Origin of the sequence: Shimia abyssi, from assembly GCF_003014475.1 — a bacterium.
GTDB lineage: Bacteria > Pseudomonadota > Alphaproteobacteria > Rhodobacterales > Rhodobacteraceae > Shimia > Shimia abyssi.
Genome location: NZ_PYGJ01000021.1, coordinates 12,303 through 36,758, shown reverse-complemented (window position 1 = coordinate 36,758; position 24,456 = coordinate 12,303). Strand labels below are relative to the sequence as shown.

16 protein-coding genes are annotated in these 24,456 nt (G+C 56.9%); 6 read left to right on the top strand and 10 right to left on the bottom strand.

The features are described from left to right. Position 1 precedes the first annotated feature (1 nt). Entirely contained in the window at positions 2-2,857 is a 2,856-nt protein-coding gene (locus tag CLV88_RS20770) for a helicase-related protein (RefSeq protein ID WP_106610330.1), read from the bottom strand. Between the two features lie 39 nt (positions 2,858-2,896). Further along, positions 2,897-3,562, bottom strand: a complete 666-nt coding sequence (locus CLV88_RS20765) for a tetratricopeptide repeat protein (protein WP_106610329.1) — start codon at positions 3,560-3,562, stop codon at positions 2,897-2,899. Here CLV88_RS20765 and CLV88_RS20760 point away from each other — a divergent pair. The 4 genes from CLV88_RS20760 (at position 3,561) to CLV88_RS20745 (ending at position 7,835) form a co-directional block, all read left to right on the top strand. Beyond that, on the top strand, positions 3,561-3,851 hold the full coding sequence (locus CLV88_RS20760) for an SCP2 sterol-binding domain-containing protein (RefSeq protein ID WP_106610328.1): 291 nt from the start codon (positions 3,561-3,563) through the stop codon (positions 3,849-3,851). The two genes, CLV88_RS20765 and CLV88_RS20760, sit on opposite strands and share 2 nt — an antisense overlap. Beyond that, positions 3,851-4,789: an alpha/beta fold hydrolase gene (locus CLV88_RS20755; RefSeq protein ID WP_106610327.1), complete on the top strand. Its 939-nt coding sequence runs from the start codon at positions 3,851-3,853 to the stop codon at positions 4,787-4,789. The genes CLV88_RS20760 and CLV88_RS20755 overlap by 1 nt, the downstream gene beginning before the upstream one ends. A gap of 181 nt (positions 4,790-4,970) precedes the next feature. Further along, entirely contained in the window at positions 4,971-6,791 is a 1,821-nt protein-coding gene (locus CLV88_RS20750) for a M3 family oligoendopeptidase (RefSeq protein ID WP_106610326.1), read from the top strand. A 321-nt stretch (positions 6,792-7,112) separates the two neighbouring features. Next, positions 7,113-7,835 (top strand): hypothetical protein, encoded by a 723-nt coding sequence (locus CLV88_RS20745; protein WP_106610325.1) that lies wholly within the window; start codon positions 7,113-7,115, stop codon positions 7,833-7,835. A gap of 285 nt (positions 7,836-8,120) precedes the next feature. Here CLV88_RS20745 and CLV88_RS20740 read toward each other — a convergent pair whose 3' ends face one another. Beyond that, on the bottom strand, positions 8,121-8,480 hold the full coding sequence (locus CLV88_RS20740; RefSeq protein WP_133170022.1) for a hypothetical protein: 360 nt from the start codon (positions 8,478-8,480) through the stop codon (positions 8,121-8,123). 288 nt (positions 8,481-8,768) lie between these two features. Between CLV88_RS20740 and CLV88_RS20735 the strand changes: the two genes are divergently transcribed. Then, positions 8,769-10,652, top strand: a complete 1,884-nt coding sequence (locus tag CLV88_RS20735; protein WP_106610323.1) for an SLC13 family permease — start codon at positions 8,769-8,771, stop codon at positions 10,650-10,652. An 88-nt stretch (positions 10,653-10,740) separates the two neighbouring features. On the opposite strand, the gene CLV88_RS20730 is transcribed toward CLV88_RS20735, so the two are convergent. The 4 genes from CLV88_RS20730 to CLV88_RS20715 form a co-directional block, all read right to left on the bottom strand. Then, on the bottom strand, positions 10,741-11,706 hold the full coding sequence (locus CLV88_RS20730; protein WP_106610322.1) for a Gfo/Idh/MocA family protein: 966 nt from the start codon (positions 11,704-11,706) through the stop codon (positions 10,741-10,743). A 66-nt stretch (positions 11,707-11,772) separates the two neighbouring features. Further along, complete coding sequence (locus tag CLV88_RS20725) at positions 11,773-12,711, bottom strand: capsular polysaccharide export protein, LipB/KpsS family (RefSeq protein WP_106610321.1); 939 nt, start codon at positions 12,709-12,711, stop codon at positions 11,773-11,775. Positions 12,712-12,769: 58 nt separating this feature from the next. Continuing rightward, positions 12,770-13,666 carry an RNA polymerase sigma factor RpoH gene (gene rpoH / locus CLV88_RS20720; protein ID WP_106610320.1) on the bottom strand — a complete coding sequence of 299 codons (897 nt, stop codon included), beginning with the start codon at positions 13,664-13,666 and terminating at the stop codon, positions 12,770-12,772. A gap of 271 nt (positions 13,667-13,937) precedes the next feature. Beyond that, positions 13,938-14,969, bottom strand: coding sequence for an RluA family pseudouridine synthase (locus CLV88_RS20715; protein ID WP_106610319.1), 1,032 nt, complete (start codon positions 14,967-14,969; stop codon positions 13,938-13,940). Between CLV88_RS20715 and CLV88_RS20710 the strand changes: the two genes are divergently transcribed. Then, complete coding sequence (locus CLV88_RS20710) at positions 14,968-15,264, top strand: DUF6476 family protein (protein WP_106610318.1); 297 nt, start codon at positions 14,968-14,970, stop codon at positions 15,262-15,264. The genes CLV88_RS20715 and CLV88_RS20710 overlap by 2 nt on opposite strands. A 79-nt stretch (positions 15,265-15,343) precedes the next feature. On the opposite strand, the gene CLV88_RS20705 is transcribed toward CLV88_RS20710, so the two are convergent. From CLV88_RS20705 to CLV88_RS20695, 3 genes are read right to left on the bottom strand one after another with little or no spacing between them, the layout of a single operon-like run. Further along, positions 15,344-17,083, bottom strand: a complete 1,740-nt coding sequence (locus CLV88_RS20705; RefSeq protein ID WP_106610317.1) for an adenylate/guanylate cyclase domain-containing protein — start codon at positions 17,081-17,083, stop codon at positions 15,344-15,346. Next, on the bottom strand, positions 17,083-21,963 hold the full coding sequence (locus CLV88_RS20700) for a PKD domain-containing protein (protein ID WP_165798967.1): 4,881 nt from the start codon (positions 21,961-21,963) through the stop codon (positions 17,083-17,085). The genes CLV88_RS20705 and CLV88_RS20700 overlap by 1 nt, the downstream gene beginning before the upstream one ends. Before the next feature lie 5 nt (positions 21,964-21,968). Next, the gene (locus CLV88_RS20695; RefSeq protein WP_106610315.1) at positions 21,969-24,326 is read right to left on the bottom strand and encodes a FecR domain-containing protein; all 2,358 of its coding nucleotides are present in this window, start codon (positions 24,324-24,326) and stop codon (positions 21,969-21,971) included. Between the last annotated feature and the right edge of the window lie 130 nt (positions 24,327-24,456).

Below are 24,456 nucleotides of genomic sequence, written 5' to 3'. Positions count from 1 at the left end.
ATCAATCCTTGGTTTTCAGCCCCATAAGCGCGGCTGCAAACGGATTGTCCGGGTCGATCTTGTCTTGTTTGGGTGGGCGCGACTGGAATTGTTTGGGTCCACTTTCACGACGTGGGCCTTTGCCCTTTGGTTTGCCACCTTTGCCTTGCGGCTTGGCGCCCTTGCCACGTGGTGCGTTCCCGCCCTGTTCGCGGCGGCCCTGCGGCGCACCGCGGCGCGGGCCGCGATTGGCTTGACGTCCAGCCCAGGTGAACGTGAAGAACACTTCCATCTCTGGCTCGGCCGCGTCCACCGCTTCACTGTCGCTTGCCTCAGTTGCAACCGGTTCCTCTGTGGGTCTTTCCCCCTCAACAGCAGACGGGACATCCTCGGATGTTTCCACCGATTCGTCCGCTTGAACAGGCTCAGCCGATGCGCTTTCCACGGTCTTAGCTGCATCTTCCTCAGTGTCAGTAGCGGGTGCGGCCTCAGCCGCGACCTTAACCTTGGCGCGCTCACCTTTCTCCGCCTTATAGCCCAGCCCTTGCATGAGATCGCCAAATTGCTCCAGCGTCATACCGGTAATCGACAGCATATCCGCCTTGGCTTCAAAACCACCACGGCTGTCTTCCACACGCAGCATATCCGCCAGACGTTCCAGCATATCGATCCGGATCGCCCGATCTCCAGCAGCGCGATAACCCGCCATTGCGTGATACCCACGCGGCGCGCCCTGACCAGCAGGTACCGTCACCAAACCCGGAGGTGGCGCTTCGGGAAACTCCTGCAAACCATTCGCCAAGGACCACAATACCAAACGCAACCGCGTTGGCGCTGGCTTCAACAGCAATGGCATAAATATCGTAAACTGGCCAAACCGGATACCGTGTTTGCGCAGCGCTCCCCGTGCATCCTGATCCAACTCTTTAACTTCATCGGCCACGTCACCGCGTGGAATAATGCCAATGTTTTCAACAATGCGGTACGCAAAACCACGCGCCAGCCCGGTCAATTCCTCATCACGGCTAAGGTTCAAAAGCGGCTCAAACAAAGCGGCCACTTTACGATCGATAAAGTGCTGCAGACGGCGTCGCACTTTTTCCGCAACATCGGTCCCGGCCTCTTCGTCGACAAACACGTCAACCAAGGGCTTCATCGGCTCAGCCCCGGCGACCAACTTGCCCACCGCGTGCTCGCCCCACATCAGGCCGCCCTGTTCGGTAAAATCGATCTCGGTATCAGGAGCGTTATAAAACCGATCTGCGCGCAGATGGAATTGCGGCGCCAGCGCCTTGATGGCTGCTTGCTGCAGCGTCTTGGCCTCTTGTCCGGTTTCAGCCTTATCCGCGCTAAAGCGGAATCCTTCGAGGCGCCCGACGAATTCACCTTCGACGGTCACTTCACCATTGTCATTCACTTCGGCCAAAAGGGCCTCCTTCTGCTTGAGCCGGCGCAACAACACTGACGTGCGCCGGTCCACAAATCTCTGCGTCAGACGCTCATGCAATGCATCCGACAGGCGATCTTCTACAGCGCGTGTCTCTCCGCGCCAATGGTTTTCGTCATCCACCCAGCCCTTACGCTGTGCGACATATGTCCAAGTCCTGATAAAGGCCAGCCGTTTTGACAGCGTATCGATGTCACCGTCCGGCCGATCCAACCTGCGCACCTGACGCGCCATCCAGTCATTCGGAACGCGGCCGGCCTCATGCAGATAGGCAAATATACCCTCAATCAAACTCGCGTGCTCTGCATGACTGATTCCCCGGAAATCCGGAATGCGACATACGTCCCACAACAACCTGACCGACGCTGCATCACTGGCTCTTGCGCGAATTTCCGCCTGCCCTGCCAGTGATTTAAGCGCCCAAAGATCATCAGCCTCGCGCGCCTTAACCAGTATCGGATCGTCAGGCGATGTCTCCAACGCCGCAATCAACGCATCAATGGTGCCGAATTCAAGCCGCGCACTACGCCAATTCAGTTTCTTAATGGGCGTAAAGCGATGCTCCATGATCGCGTCGGCGACCTCTTCGTGCAACGGCCCCGCTTCGCCCGTTACTCCAAAGGTGCCGTGGCTCATCCCGCGTCCGGCACGTCCGGCAATCTGAGCCAGCTCATTGGGCGCCAATGGTCGCATACGCCGGCCGTCAAACTTGGTCAGCGACGAAAACGCCACGTGATCAATATCGAGGTTCAGCCCCATCCCGATTGCATCGGTTGCCACTAGAAAATCGACATCGCCGTTCTGATACATCTCGACCTGAGCATTACGTGTGCGCGGGCTTAGTGCCCCCATCACCACCGCCGCGCCACCTTTTTGGCGCCGGATCAATTCCGCGATGGCATAAACATTGTCGACCGAAAACCCGACCACCGCCGACCGTGGCTGCATCCGCGAAATCTTGCGCGGACCTGAATAGCTCAACGTCGACATCCGTTCACGCCGCATAAACTGAACACCCGGGATCAGATCCGCTATAACGCCGCGCATGGTGTCACTGCCCAGAAAAAGGGTCTCGTGCGTACCGCGCGCGCGCAACAGACGATCGGTAAAAACATGCCCACGCTCGGGATCAGCACATAGTTGAATTTCATCAATCGCCAGAAAATCCGGCCCCATGCCCTCGGGCATAGCCTCAACGGTACAAACCCAGTATTGCGTACGGGGCGGCACTATCCGCTCTTCCCCGGTAACCAGCGCCACAACCGAAGGGCCGCGCACTGCGACGATTCGGTCATAGACTTCTCGCGCCAACAACCGCAACGGGAGCCCGATCACACCGGTGCGATAGCCCAACATGCGTTCGATGGCATAATGCGTCTTGCCGGTATTGGTCGGCCCCAATACCGCGGTAATCTGCTTTTCAGCGGCCATTTTTCCGCCCGTCCCGATTCAGCCCGTTGCCTCAGTTGATCACAAGTCGCGCCCGCGCACGCGCGGTTCGAGTCTTGCCAAGGCTTCTGTTAGGCCCGGCTGATGCGGATGTATAGCCTTGACCTGCATATATGCCTCATAAGCGCCTTCTGGCCGGTCCATGGAATCCAGGATAGAGGCCAACCCCATGATGGCGTCAAAATGCTGCGGATTCAGCGCAATTACATGTTCCAAATCGCCAATCGCCGGTCCGTAGAGGTCCATTTCATAATAAACCCGCGCCCTTTCGGCCCACCCCTGAGCAAATCCCGGCGCGTGGTCGATCACGGCTGTGAAATGCTCGACAGCCGATTTCAGATCCTCACGCTCAAAGGCGTCGCGCCCCCGTTTCAAAAGATAATCAGCCGAAGCTGATCCTGACAGGCTCCACTCCCGGCGTAACCGATCTGCATAGGTCTCCGCCGCGCCCGGCTCGGCATCGCGCAACTGCTCCAACAGCCCCGAAACACCGCCCATATCCGGATTAGCTTTGGGGACAGCTTCCTGCCCATAAACAACCACAGGCTGCGAAAGCGCAAAAAACATCATAAATGCCGTGACGACAGGTTTGAGATATTTCATTAAGGTGACCATAACGTAAGGGATTGTAGCCTGTGCCGCATCATAACCCAAGATGGGCACGACAAAGTGAAGGATCAACCACATGAGCGACCTCCTGACTGCCGCCGTAGCCGCACTGACTGAAAAACTTGGTGGAGACGCCTTTGACGGTTCGGCCAAATTTGCCATCGAAGATGAAGGTGCCATCATTATCGACGGCGACGGCGTACGCGCCTCGGACGAGGACGCGGATGTCACGCTGATGGCCGATGCAGATACGTTTCAATCCATCCTCGACGGCGAATTGAACCCAACTGCGGCTTTCATGTCGGGCAAGCTCACCGTGGACGGTGACATGGGCGCGGCAATGCGCCTTGGGTCAATCCTCGGCTAATGACATTCCGCGCCGCGCCTTTTTACCACGACGTCGCTGAAGGCCCACATGCCCAGGCATGGTGGCTTGATACGTCTGATGGCGTGCGCATTCGCGCGGCCTGCTGGGCGCATGAAAACGCCCGAGGAACGGTATTTCTGTTCCCCGGGCGCACTGAATACGTTGAAAAATACGGGCGAACGGCTGCGGACTTTGCGGCGCGAGGATTTGCACAGGTGGCCATTGACTGGCGCGGCCAGGGCCTTGCGGACCGACAGGTAAACAACCGCCTGATCGGCCATGTGCTGCATTTTGATGACTACCAGAAAGACCTCGCCGCCGTGATGGCGATGGCCAAAGAACAGGATCTGCCGCGCCCCTGGTTCCTGGTGGCCCACTCGATGGGCGGCTGCATCGGTCTGCGCGCTCTGCTAAACAACATGCCCGTGAATGCGGCGGTCTTTACCGGCCCAATGTTCGGCATTCGCCTGTCCACAGCACTCAGGCCGATTGCATGGGCCCTGTCTTGGTCCAGCCGCCATTTCGCACAAAGCCATCGCCTTGCACCCGGCACAATTGAAACCACATACGTGCTCGCCGAGCCGTTCGAGGACAACACGCTGACCACCGACCCGGACATGTACGCCTATATGAAACGGCAGATGACAGATCACCCTGACCTCGCACTGGGTGGTCCCAGCCTGCACTGGCTGTTTGCCGCGCTCACCGAATGCCGCGCCCTGCGGACCCTCCCCTCGCCGAAAACACCCTCGCTCACATTCCTGGGAACCAACGAACGCATCGTCGACACAGCGGAAATCCACGATCGCATGTCCCGGTGGCCAAACGGCACGCTGGAAATGGTGCCGAACGGCGAACACGAGGTCATGATGGACAGCCCCACCACTCGCGCCGCCATTTTCGACCAGTGCGCTGCACTCTTCGCCAAACACACTTAACCAGATCCTCAAGCCCATGCGGGCTTTCCTCGCCCCGAGCAATCCCCCTCATTCTCAATGTTCCCAAATACCCGGGGTGAATTGGGCCTTAGCCCAAGAGGGGCAACGCCCCACTGCCCCTTGAACCCCACGCCTCCCTCTGCCTATCTAACGCTCAACCTATTCCCATCAGGAGACGACCATGCTGAACCTTCCCTTTCCCGTTCGTGACGCCAACGCCCAAAGTGGCTCCGACGGCCTGGGCAGTTTGCCCGAATGGGACCTCAGCGATCTGTACAAAGGCGACGACGCCCCTGAACTGTCCGCTGATTTAGACTGGCTCGAAACTGAATGTGCCGCATTCGCCGCTGACTTCGAGGGCAAACTGGCTGACCTGTCAGCCAGCGAACTCCTGACAGCCGTGCAGCGTAACGAAAAAATCTCACAGGTCTCTGGCCGCATCATGTCGTATGCGGGCTTGCGTTATTACCAACTGACGACAGACGCTGAACGTGCCCAGTTCACGGCCAACTGTCAGGAAAAGCTGACAAACTTTTCCACGCCGTTGGTTTTCTTCACCCTCGAACTCAACCGGATCGAAGATGAAGCCCTCACGAGCGCCTTTGCAGAAAACACCGATCTGGCACGCTATGAGCCCGTATTTCGCCGCATTCGCGCAATGAAGCCACACCAACTTTCGGACGAATTGGAAAAATTCCTGCACGATCTGGGCGTGGTCGGCGACGCGTGGGAACGTCTGTTTGACGAAACCATTGCCGGGCTGATGTTCACGGTGAACGGTGAAGAGCATAATATCGAGGGCACGCTTAACTTTCTGACTGACCCCAATCGCGACAACCGCGAGGCTGCAGCATATGAACTTGCCCGCGTTTTCAACGAGAATCTCAAAATCTTCGCCCGAGTGCACAACACCGCGACCAAGGAAAAAGAGGTCGTCGACCGCTGGCGCAATATGCCCACCGCTCAAACCGGTCGTCACCTCTCAAACGACGTAGAACCCGAAGTGGTCGAGGCCCTGCGCGACGCTGTTGTCGCTGCTTATCCTAAACTCAGCCATCGCTACTACGAACTTAAACGCAAATGGCTGGGCCTTGATCGGATGCAGGTCTGGGACCGCAACGCACCCCTCCCGATGGAGGACCCATCCACCGTCTCATGGGAAGACGCCCAGAAAACCGTGATGGACGCGTACAATGCATTTGACCCGCGCATGGGCGACCTGGCCGAGCCGTTCTTTACCAAGGGATGGATCGACGCGGGTGTGAAACCTGGCAAAGCGCCCGGCGCATTTGCCCACCCCACTGTCACCAACGTGCACCCCTACGTGATGCTGAACTATCTCGGCAAACCACGCGACGTGATGACCCTTGCTCACGAACTCGGGCATGGCGTACATCAAGTTCTTGCCGCTGATCAGGGCGAGATGCTGTCCTCCACCCCCCTCACCCTCGCCGAAACTGCGTCCGTCTTTGGCGAAATGCTCACCTTCCGCGCTATGTTAGACGGTGCCGAAACCAAGGAACAGCGCAAGATCCTGCTGGCGGGCAAAGTCGAGGATATGATCAACACGGTCGTGCGTCAGATCGCCTTCTATGACTTTGAGTGCAAACTGCACGCCGCACGCCGCGAAAGCGAACTGACCCCGGATGACATCAACGCTATCTGGATGTCGGTACAGGCCGAATCCCTCGGCGAAGCGTTTGACTTTATGGAGGGCTATGAAACCTTCTGGGCCTATATCCCGCACTTCGTGCACTCGCCCTTCTACGTCTACGCCTATGCCTTTGGCGACGGCCTCGTGAACGCGCTCTACGCCGTTTACGCTGAAGGCGGCGAAGGCTTTGAAGACAAGTATTTCGACATGCTGCGCGCCGGTGGCTCCAAACACCACACGGAGCTGCTCGCTCCGTTTGGCCTTGACGCATCCGACCCAAAATTCTGGGACAAAGGCCTTAGCATGATCTCTTCGATGATCGATGAGTTGGAAGCGATGGAGGACTGATCCGCTTTCCTCACGGGAACAAAAGTAAAAGGGCGCAACCGATTAATTCGTTTGCGCCTTTTTTTAAAGATACGGCCGTTCGAAAGTAATGTTCTTATCACAATCAAGGCTATGATTATCCTCACTAAGCAGAATAGAATCTGAAGTACACAGCCTCAACACAGCAAGATTGCTCGCCACAACCGATAAGTGCATTCGGATGGAAGGCTATAGATCAATAATTTATGAAGAAATTACAGATATTTATATTGACGCCCAAAGGCGTCAAGACTAAGAAACCGACCATCGATCAAAACAAAGAAAATCCACTTTAGGTTGAACATGTTTAAGATTTCCACGGCTTCCGCCGCCACTATAACTATGCTTGCAACTCACCCTGCCAATGCAGTTGAAATTACCGGCGGCAGTATTAAACTTGGTTATTCCCAATTCACTAATCAGACCACGACTGGTCAGACCCTCAGCAACACTACACTCGACACCTCTACCGAACTGGGTTTCAATCGAAACACGTCGGCTCAGCTGGATCTAGGCCTCAACTCTTACGGTGCCTCCAATTTTGACGGTCATAACGTTGCGCTGCACGGTATTTACCACGCAAACGAAACCACTTCATTTGGCGCGTTTATTGGTCAAGACGGGCTGGAATCGAACGACGTCAATTTTGCTGGTTTTGAACTTGGTGTCGAGGCGCAGGCGCTGGATCTTGAGACCTTTTTCATGACCGATATCGACAACAACAGCGACGGGCGTATTTTTGGCATTTCAGGTGATTACGAAATAACGGACTCCTTTGAAGTTACGGGCCAAATTTTGCTTGGCGACTTTGGAAACCTGAACTTTGATCGTTATTCGGTCGGTGTGCGTTACAAAACTAGTAATTCTTTTGCGCTGACGGCTGATCTTGGCGCGGCACGGGCTGAGGCATTCGGGGTCTCAGATTCCGAAACCTTCATCGCTCTGGGTGCCGAATACAAGTTTGGCGCGGAGCGTGGCGCCACCTTCGGCAAACGAAGCCTGCTTTCGGTCATCCCGGGCCTTTAACCGACCACAGCACTGGTGCGTACCGAAATGCGGCACGCACCGCACATCCCAACTTGAAGCATGTGACCCATGTTTAGCCACATGGCGAAGTTGCACCAAAAGCACCTAGGCACGATCTCTAGCACTAGCTCTGCCTTAATCCAGAGTATTGCCCCACATAATCTTATGAGCAACTCATCGGTGCTCAGTCGGCGACCAGAAACTGGAGATGCACCGACAAACCGCTGAGGCCCCAGCGATCTGGCAGGACAATGAAGCCAGGTTCGAAGGAATTGAAGGTACGCCTTAGCGTAATAGATCGTCGACAATGCCGACCGCATCGACGACTGTCGACAGATCTTCGGTGACTTCCAGAATCTCGTTATCTACTTTGATATACCGGTTTCCATTTCCAGGAGGCTTCAGCTTCCATTTCGACAAGTCACCAATGCTGTCCCACTTTAAGTCACCGGGAAGCTTTGCACCACGTGTGTATTTCTTGATCTGACCCGGAGGTATTTTGTCCGCGCCTTTACCATTGCCTATGCTTTTAGCTTTGTTCTTGCCCGGCTTGTCCTTTGCTTTGTCCTTTGCAAACGATGGCACGGCGACCCCAGTCGCGCCCAATGCCAACATACTGGTCAAGAGTGTTCGTCTGTTATACATGATGCCCTCTTTCGATTTTCCCCAATGTGCCCAATCGGCGGCGCGCAAAGCGGCAGAATTGCCTCAGCAATTGTCGAATCAAACCAAATTTCGATCAATAATCTACAAACCTAACGTGCACACCATCGTAAGACACCACGTATACCACGTATCCGGATGTCGGTTATATGCGACCTTGGCCCACCAACCGCACAGAAGTGCTTTTTTTTTCAGCACAAATACGACTAACCTGTTTGTGACACCACATTCTGGCAGGTACGCCTTGTACCCAAAAAAGCAGGAGACGAAATGGACCCCATCGCGTTCACACTGGAAATGGGCGTCGTCTGCGCGATGCTAGCCTTCACGGTGTTTCTCTTCGTCTCCGAAATCGTACGAATTGATCTCGCCGCCATCCTCGTGCTCGTGATCCTCGGCATCCTCAGCTATGCACCGCCGCTGCACAACCTCGCCGACGTGAACCAACTATTCGACGGCTTTGCCTCAAACGCCGTGATCTCAATCATTGCGGTGATGATCGTGGGCGCTGGATTGGACAAGACCGGCATCATGAACAAGGTCGCCGCCACCATCATGAAACGCGGCGGCACATCCGAGGCGCGCATTCAGCCGATCATCGCAGGAACCGTTGGCGTGATCTCCAGCTTCATGCAAAACGTTGGCGCCGCCGCCTTGTTCCTGCCTGTAGTCAGTCGCATCTCCACCCGTTCGGGTATCCCAATCAGCCGCCTCCTTATGCCAATGGGCTTTTGCGCAATCTTGGGCGGCACCATGACTATGGTCGGCTCCTCGCCGCTGATCCTGCTCAACGACCTTCTGGCAACAGCCAACAGCAACCTACCCCCAGAACAACAAATGGACCTCTTTGGCCTGTTCTCGGTAACGCCAATCGGCGTTGTCCTTGTCCTGTCGGGCATTGCGTATTTTCGGTTACTTGGGCGCTGGGTACTACCGCGCGCCTCCGAAGGAGATAGCACCGGCACCGGTCAGGGCACGCAGGACTATCTAAAGCGTGTCTACGGTCTTAAGGCGGATGTATTTGAGGTTATCGTGCCCGAGAAAAGCGCGCTGGTTGGCCAGATTCTGGCCGATATTAACCACAATGAACACCTCTATATCATCTCGACATTCTATCGCGGCAAAACATCCATGGTTCAGGTGCTGACCGCCGAAATCGCCGCCCCGTGCCGCCTTGCCATTATCGGTCGCAAGTCTGTGGTCAAGGAATTCGGCGCCAAATACGGTCTAACAATCCTACCCCAACTCGACGTCTTTGCCGAAGAGTTTGCCCCTACGAATGCCGGCATCGCAGAAGTTGTCATCGCGCCTGACAGTAAGGCCATCGGCAAATGCCCACGCGAATTATTGTTTCGCAAAACCTACGGCATGTCGCTGCTGGCGATCCACCGTGGCGAAGACACCATGAGCCACGTCGAAACAGAAACCCACACGCCAACACAAATTGGGCTGGTCGAGTTTCAGGCTGGCGACATGCTTGTCGCCCATACCCGCTGGGACAGTCTGATGCGGGTCAAACGAGATCGCGATTTTGTTGTCGTCACAACCGACTTCCCCCAAGAGGAACTACGCCCGCAGAAAGTCGGCTGGGCGCTTCTTTTCTTTGCCATTTCGCTGTCGATGATCCTATTTACCGATGTGCGCCTTTCGCTCTGCCTTCTGACGGGTGCGGTCGGAATGCTGCTGACCCGCGTTCTGTCCATTGATGAAGCTTATGACGCCGTTGGTTGGAACACAGTATTCCTCTTGGCCTGCCTTATCCCGCTGGGACAGGCCGTGCAGAATACCGGAACGGCAGAATGGATCGCCCAGAAAATCCTTGTCCTGCTGAACGGGTGGCCGCTCTGGTCGCTTCAGGCTGGAATCGCAATTTTGGCAACGGCCTTTTCGCTGGTGATGTCGAATGTCGGGGCGACTGTGCTACTGGTCCCACTCGCGATCTCCATCGCCATCGCCGCAGGTGGCAATCCTGCAGTCTTTGCTCTGACTGTGGCGATCTCCACCTCAAATTCCTTCATCATCCCCACCCATCAAGTCAACGCCCTGATCATGGGGCCTGCCGGCTACAAGGTGGTCGATTTCGTCAAGAGCGGCGGCATCATGACTATCGTGTTCCTCGTGGTCTCGCTGACAATGCTGAACGTAGTTTTTTAAAGACGGTCCCGTTTCAGCTAATAGCCATTGCAACCGCGCCGGGGGGCGGGCAACGGAGTGGGTGGGTGGGCGTTGTCCGCCCCCCGGCTCAGACACTTGCAAAAATCGTATCAAGCATGGCTTGCGTGCCGCGCGCGTCCTCTAGCGTCCAGGCATAATCCGCCCCATCTCGCACACTGCGCCCAAAGGCCTCAACCTGTTTCACATACTGATTGATGCCAGTGAACCGCTCCACCACAACCCGTTGATCTGGATAAGACAGCCGCACCTCTGCCTGATCAAACACGTTGGCATTAAACGGACATGTCAGGCTCATCACTCCCTTATCACCGTGAAAATGCATCTCCTGCCGATTGGCCATGCGAATGCCAGTGAACCCCTGATACGTGAACCCCGGGAATGCAAAACCAACATCCGCAAACAAATCAAACCCGTCTTGCATTTGCACACGCGCATAATCCAGCTTTTCCGGCTCCTGCCCTGTCGCCCACCGAACGCTGCCCATCGTATAGACACCTATATCGCGCAACCCGCCGCCACCGGTGCCTGCCTGATTGCGAATATTGTCCATATCGTTGTTATAAAAAGAGAATGCCGCATTCACGTGCAAAAGGGTGCCAATGGCGCCCTCATCCAACAGCGCCTTGGCACGTTGCCACTGGGGATGGTGCACAATCATATACGCTTCTGCCGCCAACAGCCCCGCTTTGTCGCGCGCATCAATCAAACGATCAATCTGCCCAACATCCAGCCCAACCGGTTTTTCACACAAAACAGCCTTGCCCGCCTCCAGCGCCTTGATCGACCACTCAACGTGCAAATGGTTGGGCAGCGGGATGTAAACCGCATCGATGCTTGGATCTGCCAGTAACGCTTCATAGCTGTCATGCACCGCCACTCTGGGCGCAAATGCCTGAAAGCCCGCGGCTTTCTCTGCACTCGACGTGGCCAGCGCCGCCAACTCTGCGCCATGGGCTGCATTGATCGCAGGCCCCATGTGATTGCGCGCAAAATTTGCAGCCCCCAAAATTCCCCATCGTACAACCTGATCCATCTTAATATGCCCTCCTGTTACCGCTAAACCCTATGCAGCAACCCACCGACACACAAGCCGGTCAGACTATCCAAATCCCGACGGTGAAAACTGCCCCATGCGCTCACTCAATGTCCGTCGCCACACCTTTGACCTCAGGTCCAGCCCATTCTGACGAAAAAACCAAAACAAAAATGCCTCAAACGGCCAATCTGTCTGCAATGCACTTGCCACAGCCCGCCCTGTCTCCAAAGGCGTCTCAACAGTCACAGCGCAATGATGAAAATCCGTGCGCCCAAAAACCAATGCAGGCACTCTGTGCAACATGCCTTCAACCGATACGCTTGAGCTGATCGAGCAGCTCAGCGCAGCGCCCTCCAAAATGTCGTGCACATTTGCATCCACCAGCATCACCCGCTCATGATCTGCCGCCATTGCCTGAATATCAGACCAGCTTTCCTGCGCCTCATTGCGTGGATGGCGCTTGATCAGGATAGGGCGGTCGGGAGTAGCATCAATCACACCAGCAACCATTTCAACTTCGCTGACAAACCCTGCCCGCAAAACCGGCAGCGACTCACCTTGCAAGAAGACCGCAACATGACCACCGTCAAACGCCACTTTTTCGTCGGGCTGCCGGTGCTTTGAAAGTCGCTTGTTCAAAATACGTTCGCGCAGCCAGCTGAAATACTTGGCGGCCCGCTCTTTTCGCACAGAGGAAGGATCAAACATCTTGCTGCGCATCGAGCTCTCGCCAAACACACCCTTCGGGTCGGCATACCAGAAATCGCGCAAGTAACTGGGGCCCGTGTTCAGAACATTCGGCATGTCCACCAACCCCTGATGGACAAAATGGAATGCGTCATCCTCAAACGCAACGTGAGCGCGCAAAAAGGCGCGCTCACGAAACTCAACATGCCCGCCCGCCTCGTGCAGCGCGTGATGCAATTCGCCATAAAACCCTTTTGCAGCACGCGGAACACGCTGCAAAAGATGTGGCGGAAGGTGAAAAACTATGCGTGGCATCAGGCAGACAAAATCACACCTGATATGCGCGGTTCAATCCCTTCTTCGCATTCGCGCCTCACGACGCGCCCAGCATCCCCTTTGAGGCTGCCAGCTCGCGCATGCGCTTTTGCAACTTCTCAAATGCGCGCACTTCGATCTGGCGGATACGTTCACGGCTGACATCATATTGTCCGCTCAAGTCTTCCAACGTGACGGCCTTCTCGGTCAGGCGCCGTTGTGTCAGAATGTCCTTTTCGCGATCATTTAGCACGTCCATTGCATCAGCCAACAGCTCACGCCGCGCTTCCAGCTCGTCACGCGCTTCGTAATCGGACGCCTGATCAGCGCTTTCATCCTCCAACCAGTCCTGCCACTGCATCGACCCTTCGCCGTCAGAACCGACCTGAGCGTTCAACGACGCATCGCCGCCAGACAAACGCCGGTTCATCGAAATAACCTCGGTCTCAGTCACACCCAGATCATTGGCAATCCGCGCCACATTTTCCGGGCGCATATCGCCGTCTTCCAACGCGCCGATACGTGCCTTGGCTTTGCGCAGGTTAAAGAACAGTTTCTTTTGTGCGCTGGTTGTGCCCAGTTTGACCAGCGACCACGACCGCAGGATATATTCCTGAATACTCGCACGGATCCACCACATGGCATAGGTCGCCAAACGGAAACCTTTTTCCGGGTCAAAGCGTTTGACTGCCTGCATAAGCCCCACATTGGCCTCCGAAATCACTTCGGCCTGAGGCAATCCATAACCACGATAACCCATCGCAATTTTTGCCGCCAATCGCAGGTGGGATGTCACCATCTTATGCGCAGAATTTGAATCCTGCTCCTCCACCCAGCGCTTGGCCAGCATGTATTCTTCTTCGGGCTCCAAAAGCGGGAACTTGCGGATTTCCTGAAGGTATCTGTTCAATCCGCCTTCCGGTGTCGGGGCGGGAAGGTTAGCATAATTGCTCATGTCTCTCGTGCCTCCCATTCGGCGTTAGAATGTTATCCAAGCCAATGTTTACGTCATTAACATATAGATAATCAGCATTATCCCCCTATCAAGAGGAAGAGCCGTAATTCTTTAATAAAAGCCTAAGGCATCAATCGAACCCTGTCAGGCATTTGCTAAGCTATTCACAGCGATGTGCTCATCGTGACGATTGATCGGCAACTTAGCCAGAACAAAACTCCAGATTTTCATTACAATTACAGTAATCTAAGCCGTTCATCTCATCTGAGCGTTACCAAGCACCGCCCAGCGCTCGCAGCAAATTTTGCATATCTTGCGGCATCTGCGCTTCAAATCGCATCGGCTCACCGCTCACCGGGTGTGCAAACCCTAACACCGCAGCATGTAACGCCTGACGTGCGAATCCCCGCGCCGCTGCTGCACCGCCCACGCCCACAGCTTTCTCCGACAGCTTACGCCGCCCGCCATACACCGGATCGCCGACAAGCCCATGCCCCGCATGAGCCAGGTGTACACGGATCTGGTGCGTACGACCGGTTTCCAGCCAACATTCCACCAATGCCGCACAACTCGGCGTGCCAAGCGCCTCGACAATACGCACCCGTGTCACCGCATGGCGCCCGCCCTCAAACAAGACGGCCTGCCGTTGCCGATCGGTCTTGTGACGTGCCAGCTGCGTCGTAACGCGCATAATATTGCCCGCCTCAAAGTTCACGCCGCGAACGCCACGCAAACGCGGGTCGCTCGCGTCAGGAACACCATAGCAAAGCGCGCGGTAATAACGCTCCACAGTATGCGCCTCAAACTGTGCGGCCAGCCCTTGATGCGCGCCATCCGACTTGGCCACCACCAACAGCCCGCTGGTTTCCTTGTCGATCCGATGCACGATACCGGGGCGCTTCATGCCACCCACGCCGGAAAGGTTTTCTCCGCAGTGGTGCAACAGCGCATTCACAAGTGTTCCATTGGGCGAACCGGGTGCAGGGTGCACTACCATGCCCGAGGGCTTGTTGATCACAATCAGGTCGTCATCCTCAAACACCACGTCCAACGGGATATCCTCCGGCCCGATATGGCTTTCTGCGGCTTCTGGTACTGTCACTTCGACAATCTCGCCACCAGACACTTTGTGCTTGGGGTCACGCACAACCACGCCGTCCACTTGCACCGCACCTTCGCCGATCAGCCTGGCAAGCCGTGTACGCGACAACGCTGCGGCCTCTGGCACATCACGCGAAAGCGCCTTATCAAGACGGTTGGGCGGATTGTCTCCAATCTCAAAGGACAGCGCAGTGACGGACATGAACGAAACTCCCGAGCCGGTCGAACCGGCCAACCTGAAACTCCTGCGCCTGATGGTCACCGGGCTGACAGGGGTGATGATTGTCGGGCTTGTAGTCGTGGTTTCACTGATTGTCATCCAATTCCGTGATACAGGTCCGGTTCTGCCCGAAAACCTTGATCTACCCGAGGGGGCCGTCGCATATTCCGTGACGGTTGCAGAAGACTGGGTAGGCGTTACGACCAAAGAGGGGCGCCTGCTGGTGTTTGATCGCATCACCGGTGCGTTGCGTCAGGAAATCGATCTTTCGCACTAGGAGGGCAAGCCGCCATCGCAGAATGCTGCGATTCCCCCGGGGTATTTGAGCAACATTGAGAAATGGCGAAGACAGCCCGTCAGGGATGTATGACCGGCACCTCTTCCTCAGGCTCAAAATCAGCGAGGAACACCGGCACCGGATCGGCGTAGCCCTTTAGTTCCACGGCCTCTTGCGGTTCGACACGCAAATCCAGATCCACCAGGTCGGACGTAGAGCGATCAACCAAAACCTGCCATGGCCCTGCCTTGCTGCAAAGGCGCGCGGCCAGATTCACCGTAGATCCCAGAACCGTATAATCCATCCGCTGTCGCGCGCCCATAGCGCCCAGCACAACGCCCCCTGAGGCGATGCCAATTCCAACCGCCAGCTCTCGTTGCCCGTCATGGCCACCAAAGTGCTGCGCCAGCGCGTCACGGATTTCCACACCGCAGCGCACGGCGCGATCCTCTTTGTCGTCGCCCACGAACATCGCCATCAATTCGTCGCCGACAAACTTGTCGATATCCCCGCCGTGGCGTTCAACAATCTCGGCCTGAAATTCAAAATAACGGTTCAGAACCTCAATCACTTCTTCTGGCGTGACGGTTTCCGAAAACGCCGTATAGCCGCGAATATCTGAGAACAGCATGGTCACATCGCGCCGTTCTCCGCCGCGCGAGATCCCTTCGCCTTCACGCGACTGGATGGCTGTCATGGTTTCATTGCTGACAAACTTCATCAGCTCCAGCCGCTCGCCCAATTGGCTGGCCATCGTGTTCACCCGCTTGGCCAGATCCCCAATCTCGTCACGTGTTTTGACCTTCTGCACCCGCGCAGAGAAATCGCCTTCGCCTATGGCATCCGCCACCCGACCAATCTGGAGGATTGGCCCTGTGAGGCCGCGCGAAAAAACCAGCGCCGCCGCCGATGCGGCCGCAAATCCCAGCGCGCCAACCAGCAGGATACGCTCCATCATCTGATTGATCACCGCATAGGCCTTGTCCTCGCTCAGTTCAGTTATCACCGCCCACGGGAACCAATCCGGAAACGCATACGCGCCCAGCATCACGGTGCCATCGCGCCGCACATAGTTTTCCAAAGCATCCGCCCGTGCGCCGGCCACGATCAGCGGCATTGCAGACGCAACAATGGCGCGGTCGGCAAGCACCTCTGGAGCATCGACAAGCGCGCGCCGCCCTGCATGATCCACAATCGTAATCTCGCCTCTTTGATTAAAAGGATGCTGTTCAACCGTGCGTCGGAGCGATCCAAGATCGATCCGCGCGACCAGCGTCAGTTTTCGCCCCGCCAGCCGCGTTTCCATCGGCAAGGCCAAGGTAGCCAACCAATCCCCGGTCTCTGGCACCTGACTGATCAAAGGACGTCCAAATTGTCCGGTGCCCTCGATATTCGCGATCAAATCACCCGATGTCGACAACAGCGCCGTCGCCTCCAACCCAGCTGCTGAAAGCTTATCCACAAAACTCTGATCCGACACCATCACCGGAATGTCGGAACCCTCAAGGCTCAGCTGCAAAGCCACAACGCTTTCCATCTGCTCCATGCCCAGCGTCAGCAGCGATACCTTTTGCGCGACGTCGAGATCAGGGTTGTCCACACCGGATCGGATCACCATCAACGGCGCAAGCCAGCGTCCTTGATACAGGTTGTCAAATTCACCCCGCACCTGTGCCGCGACACCGGTCAGATCCTCGTTCGCCGCGCTCTTCAGCTCATCACGTGTGATTTTGACTAAGTTCTGCCCAACAAGAGCAAGTGGCGCCACCGCCACCAGCGCTGCAAAAACAAAGAACTTGAGCGGTAGTGGGAACCGCATCAATTGCCGATCTCGCGTTCAAAGGCTTCAATGCGCACCGTATCAGTCGATACACCGCAAGCCAGCCCGGTGCTGTCGCTTGCCGTGACAGTCACCGTGTAAGTACCAGCACTGGCAAATCTATGTCGTGAAACCGCGCCCGCAACGTTAGTCTGATCGCCGAAATCCCAATTGATCAGCACACCTTGCCCATCTGGATCCGTCGCCCCGCTGGCATCAAAACGCACCACGTCATGTGCCGCGCCGACTGGTGTTTGCTGATCTGGTCCGGCATCCACAATCGGCGCTGCATTCACCAGAATTTGCGCCGTATCAACGCCAGTGTCGCACATCGACCCGCTGTCGTCGACAACGCTCAGCTCAACCTCCAGCGGGCCCGTTTCCTCAAACGATCGGGTCACATCCGCGCCTTCCAGCGTCACCCCATCTGAAAACCGCCAGATATACTGTGTGATCGCACCATCCGCGTCATGTGCCCCTGCACTGAACGATATCGGAGCGCCCGGGCACACCACCTGGTCAGCCCCTGCATCAGCTTCAGGGATCGCATTCACCCGCGCATAGACCTCTTCACGGTAAACCGAATTGGCCAGCCCGCGCCCGTCATCCGTTGTCACAGATACGGGATACAATCCCGGTTTAGCGAACACATGTTCCAGCGCAGCACCCGTACCGGATTGGCCATCGCCAAATGCCCAATCCACCTTTACGCCCTCTTCGGTCGCAACGGCCCAATACTCCGGGATACCGGCACATAAGGCGGGTGGTGTTTCCAACCCGGCAATCGGAACCGGGTTCACCACCACTTCGCGCTCCAGCACAACTATCGAATTATCCACGCCCGCATCATCCTGAACCGCCAGTTGCAGCTTATACGTGCCCGCCTGCTCGTAACGATGATCACCCGCCACACCTTGACCTGTGGTGCCATCGCCAAAGTCCCATACGAAACTGGTGATAACCCCGTCCCGATCAGTCGATCCCGTGGCATCAAAGCTCACCAATTCACCTACGGCCAGCGTCTCTGGTCCGTCGATCCTGGGTTCTGGCGGATCATTAACAATGATTTTGTGTATGGTTTCAAGCGCCCCGCAATCTTGCAATCCGCCCTCCATTGTCGTCGTCAGTGTCGCTAAATACACGCCCGGCTCGGCAAACACATACTCTACCTCCAGCCCTTGCGCCGTACCGCCATCCGAGAAAACCCAGTCATAGGCAATCGGCTCGCCTGTGTTCGGCTCATCACCCAACACCGCGGCGAACGACACCGCCCCCCCCGCAGGCGCCCGCTCCACAGCCTCAATGGACTGGCTTCGCGCAGGCAACACCTCGACATTCACAACATCCGTGTCCAGAGGGCTGCATTGCCCCACTGTATCGCCTGTGATTGTCAGCGTGACCGCATAGGTGCCGGCACGGTCAAACGCTTTGACCGGCGTTGCGCCACTTGCCCGACTGCCATCGCCAAAGGTCCACTCAAACGCATTTACCGAACCATCCGCGTCCGTGGACGCTGTACCATCCATACGTACCTCTTGATTAACGCAAACCCTCATATCCGGTCCTGCATTGGCAATCGGCCCTTCTTGAACGATCACCGCTATGCGGTCCATGTCCGTGCCACGCTTGGAACCGCTCTCATCCGCCACGCTCAACGTGACCGGATAGGTTCCAGGCATCTCATAAGTTTTGGTCGGATTCACGATCTCAGACCCTGAATCGTCACCAAAATCCCACGCGTATCGCAGTAAATCACCGTCCTCGTCGCTCGATCCGCTCGCGTCAAACAAGATGGATTGCCCTGAACACACATTCCGGTTGCCACCAGCATCCGCTACAGGCGGCGCATTGATGATCACTGTTGTCGCATCCACGTCCCGCGCATTACTTAAACCCGAGCCGTCATCAACCCGCAATGTCACAGGAAAACGTCCGGCACGTGGGAACACATGCGCCACTTCGCGGCCATAGACCGGCTGCGAACCATCGCCAAAATCCCACATGTAAACAAGGTTGTCGCCATCCGCATCGCTTGACCCACCCGCGTCCAACTGGACCAGCAGGCGATCTGTATCAACCACAGGGCCGGCCTCGGCCTCGGGGCGATGGTTCACACGGATTGTCACGGTGTCCGTCGCGGTCGAGTTGGCCACGCCGCTATCGTCCCGCACCACAAGTCGCGCATTGAAAATGCCCGCCGTTGGCCAGGCACGCTCGATCATTGCGGCCTCCAGAGGCGTCTGAAGGTCATCAAACTCCCAGCGATATTCGGCCAGCTTGCCATCCCGATCAAACGATCCACGCGCATCAAATCGCACGGTTTCATCCGGCGCAATGCGCACATCTGGCCCCGCTTCAGCGATAGGTTGCGCATTCACAGTGATCAACACCTCGGACTCATCACTCGCCCCGCCCCCGGAAAAATCATCTGTGACTTTCAGCAGGATGCGGTGCAATCCAGGTTGCTCCAACACATGGCTGACACGCTCCCCCGGTTTCGTGGCACCATCGTTGAACCGCCACTCAAACCCAGCAATCCGCCCATCCGGATCAACCGACGCACCTGCGTCGAGCACAAATTCCTCACCCGGAGCCACTGTTAGCGCAGGCCCCGCATCCGCGATGGGCGACGCATTCACCGTAACTGTCATTGTATCGCGATGGCTGCTTTGGGGGGCACCACTATCGTCGGTAACAGTCAGCGCAACTTCGTACATACCTGGGCGCAAATAAGAATGCACCGGGCGCGGCCCCATGCCGGTTCGGCCATCGCCAAATTCCCAAAGATACTGAGAAATCTTGCCGTCAATATCGCGCGATGCACCGCCGTCAAACTGCACATCCGACGCGGTTACAAACTGATCCGCACCGGCATCCGCAATTGGGCGTGTGTTCACAATCACCTCAAACCGCGCGCTCTGTGTGGCCGAGGCGGTGCCCGAATTATCAATCACCGTCAGCGTGACCTCGTATACTCCGGGCCGCGCCCAAGCATATTCCGCCGCTTCACCTTCACCAATCGCCCCATCACCAAAGTCCCACAGATGGCTCAGGATCACGCCATCCGCATCGCTGGACTTGCGCCCATCCATCAGCACAGCTTCGCCGACCGCAATTGGCTCGGTTGGGCCTTCGATTAAGGGCACGGGCGGCGCGTTCACCTTGATCGTCAGATAATCGCGCGTTGTCTCGTTCGACACGCCGCTATCATCCGTCACTGCCAAAGCCACGCGGTAAACCCCTGGCTCGGTGTAGATATGCGTGACCCGTGCACCGTCAATCTCGGTGCCGTCCCCCATATCCCAGTCATGATCAACAACCGTGCCATCCACGTCATAGCTGGCTGATCCGTCCAGCGACACCGGGCGCCCAACAATCGAGCTCAGATCCGTGCCTGCCTCGGCCACCGGTGGGAAATTCACATTCACCAACCTCGTCGCAACGCCGAAATTACAGGGATGATTGCTGCCGTCCATGACCCGCAACACAACCCGATAGGCACCGGGCTCAGCATACATCTTGTCGGTTTGGGCCAGATTGGACACTGCGCCATCACCAAAGGTCCAGAGATAGCTGGTGATAGGGCTGTCGCTTGGCTGGCTGGCGCTGGCATCAAACGGCACCACATCCCCCGGTGCCACGGTTATCGGATTGCCCGCCACTGCACGCGGTGCCGATCGGACATGTACCGGGACCGTGTTTTCCCAACCGCGCGCCGCGCGCGTACCGGGCTCCAGCACCCTCAACCGCGCGTCGTAACGACCGGGGCTGAGATAGCTGTAAACAATCACCGGCTCTTGCGACGACGACCCGTCGCCATAATCCCAGCGATAGCCCAACAGCGGATCGGCCCCCTCATACGTGCCGTCAAACGCCACTGACGTACAATCCGCCAACTCTCTGGCCCTTGGCAGCGCCTGCGGCCGCTCTGGTTCCGGGGCCTGACGCGGTGGCATCATGATCGGCAGCACCTTGCCCGCTTGATCAAAAATCCGCAGCGTGATGTCGTTGGGCGTTTCAAATCCACCTTTCAGCGTGATCGCCAGCAGCTCTTCTTCCGGGCGCGCCTCTTCGCTGGCCCATGTATCCTGTCCCGACGCCCGCAGCGCAATATCCGAATACATCCGGTTCAACCGCAAATCCGCCGCAGCGCCGTCAAAGTTCTGAACGACGATCGGTCCACCACCGGGGTTCTGGAATTCAACCCTTGTGCCAATAGTGCCACCGGGCCAGCGAATGGTCGGCTGATAGGCCACCATCTGCAACCCTTCGGGGCGGCGATGCACATCTCGGGCAAGGCTCACATCCACGTTGAACCCGTTGCCATCGTCCCCATCCGCGCCCAGCACATCCAACCGGAACCATGCCCGATCCCCGATCACTTCGCCTTGGCGTGCCCGTACCGAACCAATCGATACCCACTCACCATCTGTCGCCGCATCACTGCCAAATGTCTCTTCGCGCAGCACCTTGCCCGGCATCTCCGCCATAAGCTCGGCCCGGCGTAGCTTTTGTGGCCGCGATCCATTGGCCACAGGCTCAGGCATCGCCATGTCAGAATAAGCGCCCTCGCCCCCGCTCACGCGGTAAATCGTTTGTGTATTACCTGCCCCGCCATAGCGGAAGTCATGTTCACCACTCATTTCCGGATCGAACACACGAACGTAAAACCGATCCCGCAAATCCTTGGGAACGCTGAAGTAAATCGTCTCCTTGTGGTCGATGTCGCCTTCGCGCGTCGGCGCAAGAACACCATAGACCACCAGCAAACCATGATCGGGCGGTGGGGCCAAGTCTTGTCCAGACGCACCCAGTGCGCCCCCCAAAACCATGGCCGCGCAAATCCCCAGCCGCGAAACGCAGCGTTTCAGTTCTTTCATTGCCATCACCGGATTGCCTCGTTCCCTGCATAGTCCTGCACGATCACCTCAATGAGGTTCATCTCGCCCGGCGTCGCAGGCACATTGGCCCGGCACACACCATTGGCGCTGTCACAGCGCAGGTATCCTTCAAATTCCTCGTCCCCGACCTCGACCAGATATGGAGCAGCCTGCCGCAGCCCCGACGCATCCTGCGCCTGCACCACGATCTCGATCGCACCACCCTTCCCATTCGGGCGCGTCATCTGAGCGTCCAGAATTTCGGGTGGCTCAAGGTCCAAAACCGTCTCAACAACCAACACACTCGCATTGCCTGCCGCGTCCTCGGCCTGGAACTCAAACACGTTGGTTCCCGGCTCAAGGGTCACTTGCGTAGCAAAAAACCCGTCAAAAATCTCCAACTCTTCCCCGCTCAGCGTTGCCGCCACCGCGTCACCAATCTCTCCGGTCAGGTCCAGCACATCCTCGGATGTTGCGCGTGGTGGCGGTACATCCAGCACGATCTCGGGCGCTACGCTGTCGCGCTGCACCTGAAACGCCACCGAACCCAGCCCACTACCGCCCTGGCTCAGCACCTCCAGCGAAAACCCTGCGACCACCTCGCTCACCGGCACCGTGATGCCAAATGCGCCGCCGCCGCCAATCCGTGTGCGCCCAATTTCGGCCCCTGCTCCGTCACGCAATAACATCTCTAATCCAGCCTGCGCCGAACTTGTTCCGAGCAACGTCATCTCGCCGGTTCGGCTGACCAGAACGTCGCCACTGCGTGGCAGGTTCGGATCAACTATGATCTCCACCGACGTTTTGGGTACATACACCACCTGCCGGCGCTTTTCCGACCGGTTGCCTGCCGCATCCGTCGCAACAATCACCAGTTGGTTGTTCCCCTCAATCAGCGCCGCTGCCAACAGAAAACTGCCGTCTTCCGCCACCTCGACCGCCTGACCATTCAATGTCAGCGTAACGCCGCTCTCAGATGCGCCCAGCAATTCTACGCGGTCCGCCTCGAACAATTCGCCTTCACCAGGCGCAAAAAGCGTCAGAAACGGCGGCGTATTATCGATGCGCAATTCAAACTCGCGCACCTCGCTCCATTTTCCGGGCAGTCCCAATTGGTCCAACGCCGCGACGCGCCAGAAATGCACACCGGGTTCAAGCGCGGCGACACGGAACCCGGTTTCTTTCACACCCCATTCAGATGCGATCATTCGATTGAACCCCGGATCCCCCGCAACCTCAAACCAATACCCCGCCGCGTCAGGATAGGCCTGCCATGCCAGCTCAACCGCATTGCCGTAAACATCCGCGCGATTGTCTGGGCTGGACAGCAATGTGCGCTCCAGCACCTCCGCTCGCGAGGTGGTCCCGTCCCGCCCAATCACGACGCCTTCGTCCTGACCAAGCGACACCGCCGCCCCCGCAGAATCAATATCCAGAGCAGCCGTGTCATAGTTCACAAACAAGGCACTATCGGCGTCATTCTTGATCCAGAAATCATCTGAATCCGTCGTTGTCTTGATCCCCGGCACATCAATCTCAAAGCTGTCGCGATCCGACAGCTGGTTCAAAAGCGCATAAAAATCACCCTCGGCCAAACTGACCTTGGTAACCTCCTTGCCGGTCAACGGGTCTGATCGCATTCGCTGGATCGTCGCGTTGGAATTGGGGTTCAGCCGCAATCGGCTCAGATCACGAAACGTCACCTGTGTGGTCGAATTGGACAGGGTGCGCAGCCGCTCAAACTCAACAAGAATGTCGTTCAAGTCCCGATCAGACCATGCTGCCTCTGTGGGGTCGCGCCCCTCAACATCACCATGAATATCAGTGATCAGCGCTTCCGCGGCCTTGTCCCGCTGTGCAACGGCAATCTCAAACGCCTCAGTTGCATGAACCGTTGCAGACCCGGCAAAGGCCACAACTTCGCGCCATTCACCATCACCGCGCCGCTCAACGGCGGCATCCCGATCATTGATCGCGCTGCCAATTTCGTCAGGAGCAAACAGGCGCGCCCCTTCTGCTGTCGCCCTTTGAATCGCCGCAAGCGACGTCATCAATGCGTCGTCCGCCAAGGCCACCTGCTGAACTGGCATCTCCAATACCGCTCCGGGTTCCAGATCCGCCGGAGACGCCATTTTGTTGATCTTCAATACGGTGGGCCACAGGTCAGGATCATTCAGGTGTTTCGCCACAAAATCGCGCAGCGTTTCATCGCCGCCATAACGCACCAATTCATAGGGCGCAGAGAATGGGTCCACCTCCGCACTTACAGGCTCGCGTCCGCTTGCGAACAAAACAGGTAACGCCACCAGCACAAAAACCAGAGCCGTACGTGTCCGTCGTCTCTTTGCGGCAGGACAAATCATTCCTGCTCCCCCGAATAAAAAATTGGCTGCAATTATTCCGTTTGCCGTCTTTAATCGTCAGCCAAAACGTCAAAATATTCAAGAATTTTAACATAACCCCGGCATCACTGATAAGTGAGAGAAACAATAC